3 protein-coding genes are annotated in these 6,702 nt (G+C 37.5%); 1 reads left to right on the top strand and 2 read right to left on the bottom strand.

From position 1 onward, the window contains the following. Positions 1-37 precede the first annotated feature (37 nt). Complete coding sequence (locus F6K40_RS37740) at positions 38-2,752, top strand: tetratricopeptide repeat protein (protein ID WP_293144610.1); 2,715 nt, start codon at positions 38-40, stop codon at positions 2,750-2,752. A 515-nt stretch (positions 2,753-3,267) separates the two neighbouring features. On the opposite strand, the gene F6K40_RS37735 is transcribed toward F6K40_RS37740, so the two are convergent. Beyond that, positions 3,268-4,029 (bottom strand): Uma2 family endonuclease, encoded by a 762-nt coding sequence (locus tag F6K40_RS37735; protein WP_293144608.1) that lies wholly within the window; start codon positions 4,027-4,029, stop codon positions 3,268-3,270. 215 nt (positions 4,030-4,244) lie between these two features. Further along, positions 4,245-6,395 (bottom strand): hypothetical protein, encoded by a 2,151-nt coding sequence (locus F6K40_RS37730; protein WP_293144606.1) that lies wholly within the window; start codon positions 6,393-6,395, stop codon positions 4,245-4,247. Positions 6,396-6,702: the final 307 nt, after the last annotated feature.

Genomic DNA, 6,702 nt, shown 5'->3' with positions numbered 1-6,702 from the left:
TGTAATGAAATGCGTAGGTCGCGAACAGATTTTATAGATCCTCCACCAGCAATTACAAGAGACAGAAAAGGTGGCAATTTCTTCTATTGCTGGTATGGGTGGTGTTGGTAAAACAGAACTGGCTTTACAATATGCCAAACTGTATAAAAACAAAGGTACTTATCCTGGTGGAATCTGTTGGTTGTATGCCAGGGAATTCAACGTTGGTAGTCAGATAATTGGTTATGCTCAAGTTCAGGGATTAAATGTACCTGATGGATTAGAACTTCTAGATCGGGTGAGATTTTGCTGGCGTAATTGGCTACCGGGAAATGTATTGATTGTGTTAGATGATGTGATTAATTACAGAGATATTGAACCTTATTTACCACCGGAAGAATCAAGATTTAAGGTCTTAATGACGACACGAATCAAGTTTAGTCCGCCGATCAAAGTGCTTTCTTTGGATGTTCTGAGTTTAGAGCAATCTTTAGAGCTACTGGAATCTCTGATTAGTCAAGAGCGAATTGCTGCCGAGCGAGAAATTGCTAATACTCTGTGTGAATGGTTGGGATACTTGCCTCTGGGGTTGGAGTTGGTTGGTCGATATTTAGCGATGGAATCAAACCTCTCTTTGGCTAATATGCTATCTCGTTTACAGAGAAAAGCAGAACAACGTCAGGCATTAAAAGATGAAGCACTGGTGCGAGCAGAAAATGATCCTGCCTGGATATCGACTGCTCAAAGGGGTGTCGAATCTGCTTTTGATTTAAGTTGGGAAATGTTAGCTCGAAAGAGTCAGTATCTAGGTAAATTGCTCAGTTTGTTTGCACTAGCTCCTATTTCCTGGGAGATGGTAGAAGCATTTGGGCAAAAATATTTTGAAATGTATCCTCAGAGACAAGAGTTTTTAGCAGAGGACATGACATCATCTCGGCGACAACTATTACGCTTTTATTTACTTCAAGAAGTGGGAGAAGACACTTACCGTTTACATCCATTAATTCGAGAATTTTTTAGAAGTAAGCTAGAAACTAGAGAAACGGATGTACAACCTGATATTGAACAAAGAACTGAACCAAATGAACTAAAGCAAGTATTCTGTAGTGCTATGGTAAATGTGGCACAAAGGATTCCTGATACTCCGATTAAAGCAGATATTATGGCGATCGCTCCTGCCATTCCTCACCTAATCGAAGTTGCTGCCAACCTGACGAATTGGCTAACAGATTGGGACTTAATCTTTCCATTTGTAGCTTTAGGTAGGTTCTATCAAGGGCAAGGATTTTACTACGAAGCTGAACCTTGGATAGAAAAATGTCTGGAAATATGCCAACGTCGATTGGGAAAAACCCATGTTCATGTCGCCACTAGCTTCCACAATTTAGCCTCAGTCTATCATGTTCAAGGGAAATATCAGGAATCTGAATCCCTGTTTCAACAAGCTTTAGCTATGAGACAGCAGTTATTAGGAAACGACCATCTTGATGTTGTACGCAGCCTTCACAAACTAGCAAATCTCTACGGTACTCAAGGGAGGTATGAGGAAACTAAAGTCCTCTACCGACAAACTTTGGCTATGTACCAGAAGCTATTCACAAGCAATCATCCTTCTATAGCTACCTGTTTCGAGAGTTTAGCCTCACTTTATCACGCTGAAGGAAAATACTTGAAAGCCGAACCTCTGTTTCACAAAGCCTTGACTATGAGACAGCAGCTCTTAGGAGATTCCCACCCCGATGTTGCTACCAGTCTCCACAATTTAGCCTCAGTCTATCATGCTCAAGGGGAATATGAGGAAGCCGAATCCCTATTTCAGCAATCGTTAGCTCTGTATCAGAGACTATTTGGAAACACTCATCCTGATGTCGCGCGTAATCTTAATAGTTTAGCCAGTCTATACAGCGATCGAGAGATGTATGACAAAGCTGAATCTCTATTTCAGCAAGCCTTAGCTATGAGGCAACATCTCTTGGGAGAAAGCCATCCTGATATTGTTCCCAGTCTCTGGAATTTAGCCATATTCTACAATTCCCAAAAGCGATATGAGGAAGCTGAACCTTTGTTTGAGCAAACCTTAGACTTGTATCAGCAGCTATTTGGAAACAGTCATCCCTACATCGCTGATAACCTATATAATTTAGGCAGTCTCTACTGCGCTCAAGGGAAGTATGAAGAAGCAGAATCGCTGTTGAAGGAAGCTTTAGCTCTGTATCGGCAGCTATTCGGAAATAGTCATCCTCGTATTGCTGATAGTCTCAACAATTTAGGTAGTCTCTATTGCTCTCAAGGAAGGTATAAAGAAGCTAAACCCCTGTATAAGCAAGCTTTGACTATCAGACAGCAGCTATTAGGAAAATTACATCCGGATGTTGCTCTCAGTTGCAAGAATCTAGCAAATCTCTATTGTGCTCAAGGGCGATATGATAAAGCTGAAGAACTTTATCTAAAAGCGATGCTGATTTTTTCTAAAAGGTTCGGATATAATCACCCCAAAACCCAAAATGTTTGGCATAATTATATAGACTTTTTACGAAAAGAAGTTGCCGAGAATCGTCAATTACTAATAAATCGGAATATATTGCTATTAACTAAAATCTACTTTAAAATAATGCAATTCTTAACACGGAATCAAGGACAGGATCGCTCCCAAATCAAAAATGTTTGGCAGAATTCCATAGACTTTTTACGGAAAGAAACTGCCAATAATCGGCAATTACTAATAAATCGGAATATATTGCTATTAACTAAAATCTACTCTAAAATAATGTAATTCTAAACACAGAGTCAAGACAAAAAATAGGTTGCCTACCATTAGACATCTCCAAGAATACTTACAGCAGTTTTTAGGATGGTGAAGTACACTTGAAAACTAATCTCTATTTACTAAAGCGATCGAACTGTGTAGCTCACTAACTCCGAAACTGCTGTAAATGCAGATTTGACTGCGCTTTTCAGATTGATGAACCACATCGTTACAACCAAAACCCTGTAGAGGCGATTTCGTTCCGAATGCTGTCGCTTTCCGCGTAATTAGGAGCATGACAAACGGAAATCGCCCCTACTGTAGTCTACAAAAATGAAAACTGCTGTAAATATCTCTGAGCAATGTACCGCCGTACTTGCTCCACCTTTCATGTCGGGCAGCGAAACGACTACTCCCTAATGGTACTTATACCAATTTGATAAATGTTTGTTACAACAAGCAATCTGGAATAGGCGATCGCTCTTTTCAAATTAAAGTAGCGATATAGCTGCCGCTAGACTCCGCCAACATCTTCCCAGTATCTACAACTCCGGTTCTACACCCAAAGCTTTTAACTGCTCTGCCAAGCGATCGGCACGTTGACGTTCTTGTTCTGCACGTTCATCTCCTGTCAGCAAAAGATTTCCCTGGGTATCCCACCAACGCAACCAAGGCCAGACTTGGCTTTGATATTCGCCTTCCCAAATACCCAATTCTACGCCTAAAGGTTCTATGAGATAACGCTTATGTTCATTTGGTATCATTTGTTGATAGCGACCATTTACCAAATTATATACTTCGATGGTTCCTTTTTGAACTTCATATATACCATAAAAAGGTACGCGAATTGCTTGTTCATAAACCCAAAATTTACCTGTTCCTGGTGTTTTGTCTCTTTCTTCTAATCCATCTCCAGAAACAAATTCCAATACAATTAAAGGGGCAACAAATTCCTTCCATAAAACATAGGAACGACGCAATTGACCATCTAATTTTTGTGGTACATTCGGCACATAAAACCAATCAGGGGCAACAGAACCTTTTTCTAGTGGTTCTGGCGATTCAGTTAAGCGCCAATAAATGCCACTATCTCGACCGACACAGTATTGGCGATCGGGATGAATTTGTTGCAAAATAGGAGTAATGGAATCAGTTAATAAGTCTCCTTCTGGGGGTTCTTGAAAGTTTTTCACAAAGTTATCATCCTTGTCGGGAAGTTGAGTATGGTCTGGTAAGCTTTTTGGTAAATCAGCAGTTGGCGATAAATCAGAGGATTTTTCTGGTAGTTTAGTTATTGGATTCATATTAATTTGAAAGTTAAAGATTTAGGCAGGTTTCATAGAATAATTTTCCCTATATTACCTTTTAAATTATTATAGCAGTTTCATTAATTGATAATGGATAATGCATAATTACCTTAAGGAAAACCGAGAGGATTGAATATAAGAAAATATCCTAGCACTTTTTTCTCTTGAAATAGAAAGCTTTATACCTTTATTTTTCAGTCAGCATTCAGTTGTCAGCTATCAGCACAACGTCGAGGTCGTATTTGTAATTCAATTTCTAACAAATCCGCCACATCACACTTTAATTTATCTGCCGTTTTCTTATTCGGTTCTATGTAACCAAAACCATCACTAAAAAAGTTTTTCTGATAGAAATAAATCGCAGCAATCCATTGTTTTTTAGCTTCCATATATTTAAGTGAATCGCCCAGAAACTCATCTTCTATCACCCCAAAATACTGAAGTTTTACATCATTTTCTATAATTTTATTAATTGCTTGAATAATCTCTAAACGTGCCTCTTCTGTTGTAACTAATGTAGAATTTTGAGCTAATATTTCTGCCTCAAGTTCCCGGACAATTTCTTGAATTACGCTGCTAGTAGTGGGAAATTTATCAATAGCTCTTTCCATTTTTTCTGTCGAAATTTTAATCACAGTAGTTGTTTCTACATCAGTTAATATTTCTTCTGAAGCAAGGGGTTCTTCTAGACTTTCCCCATCAGTAATATTTTCACTATTAAACTTACCTACCTGGTATCCCAAAGCAAAAAATAAACCATGAGAAAGCATAATCAGAACAGTTACTGCTACTGGTCGTCCATACTTTTTAATTAATATAGTAATATGGTCAGAAAAAGCTAATTCCTGATGAACAGTTAACCCAAAAATAATTGTTTCATAAGTAGACTTTAATTTCGGAAACGCTGTAGTGAAAATTTCTTTTGGTACTTTTCCATTACTAACTTGGTGAAAATAAGCTGCTAACTCATAATCAGGCAGTTGAGAAAATAAATCGGCAAAAGGTTGATAATAATTGCAGGGATAACGACGAGACTTTAACCAAGAAATTAACTTTTTCCAGATAGCATTTCCGTAGACTAATTTATCTGTTTCTTGACCGAGACTTTTGTTTAATAAACTATTTGCTAAATATTCTAGATCGTGGCGAACTTGTTGTTTGATTTTCTGGGAATATTTTGACCATAAACTGCCTTGACTTTTTAACAACCAACAATAAGCAGTAACAGATATTTTTTTCCCTAATATTTGAGAAAAGGCGCGGTCTGATCCTCCTAAAATTAATGGTTCTAATAAATTTTGATAATTTCTCAGTTGGGATTGTAATTGTAGGGAAATTTTTGGCTTTTCATCTTCTTTCTTTCCATCCCCATTAATATTTAACCAATGCAGATATTCTGGTAAAGTTTCTGGAATAAAAATTGCCCTTAAAGTTAATAATCTAACCATCTGAGCATTAGCATTTCCTTGTTGAACAGCATTACTCGCTCCCAGATTATCAAATAAGTTGTTTAAATATTCTGATGTAACTTGACCAGTCTGTAATTTTACAATTAAATTTTCTATCCATTCCTGCTTAATTTTAGAACCACTAATTAATCCTTTAATTGCCGTTTCTATAGCAGCTTCATCTATATTATTTGAGATATTTGTAGAGGAATTTTTCATTATTTTTTTCTGTATTTCTGCCAGACTTGCTGCTACTTCCGCATTGGCAGGATGAATAATTATAAATTGTTCTGGTCGTTCAACAGTTTCCACATTATAAACCCATGATATAGGGTGACCATTGGCTTTTACTTCAGCCATTTTATTAATAATTTGTAAGTCAGATAATTCAGTAGGCACAATCGCTGGCAAAGTTTGAATATTCAACCAATTTTGCCAATCTGTAGGTAAATTTATTTCTGGTTTACTGGTAACTTGATGTTGGTTTGGTTTGCCAATTTCTTTAGTTTCAGATGGATTAAATATCGGATTAATTCCCTCTTGCTGCTGAGTCTTGATCCAATCTAATATTTGCCAAATATTATCTTTTCCAGCACAGAAAAAATAACGATAAAAAGCAGTCGATCGACCATATTCATCTTGCCCAGATGTGACTACAGCAACTACCGAATAATCTGGTTCTTCTTGACTCATACTCAAGACAACTCGCCCCACAAAAGTAGGTTCTTGACTATTACGATTTTTGCCTACTTCAAATCCTTTATTAGCAATTGCTCTGCCTAAAAAATGGGGAACTTTAGGCAAGGTTAAATTCATATATTCTCCTACTTTAAATCCTCTGGAAATCCATTTACCATCGGGTAAGATTTCGGGAATTATACCTGTGCTAAATTCGTGAATTTCAATATTTTCCATTTGCTAATACCAATTCACTTAAATACTGATAAATAAAAATAATCCGTAGGGGTTTGGTCTCCAAACCCTTCCGCTAATATCAAATCTGGTTGAATACTTATTATATAGTTGGGGGAGATAGGGGGATTGTATATAGAAGTTATAGATAGAAGAAAAATTTCAGGTGGTGGTGCTGAGGAATGGTAGAGAGAGTGTGGGAGGTGTGGGAGGTGTCGGAAGTGTCGGAAGTGTCGGAAGTGTCGGAAGTGTCGGAAGAAATTACAAAACTTATGTATCTTCGCCATTCCTCAGCAGGACTACCAAATTT

Origin of the sequence: Okeania sp. SIO3I5, from assembly GCF_010672085.1 — a bacterium.
In the GTDB taxonomy this organism is placed as follows: Bacteria; Cyanobacteriota; Cyanobacteriia; order Cyanobacteriales; family Microcoleaceae; genus Trichodesmium.
The sequence above is the reverse complement of the archived record's forward strand: the minus strand, read 5'-3'. Positions and strand labels throughout refer to the sequence as shown.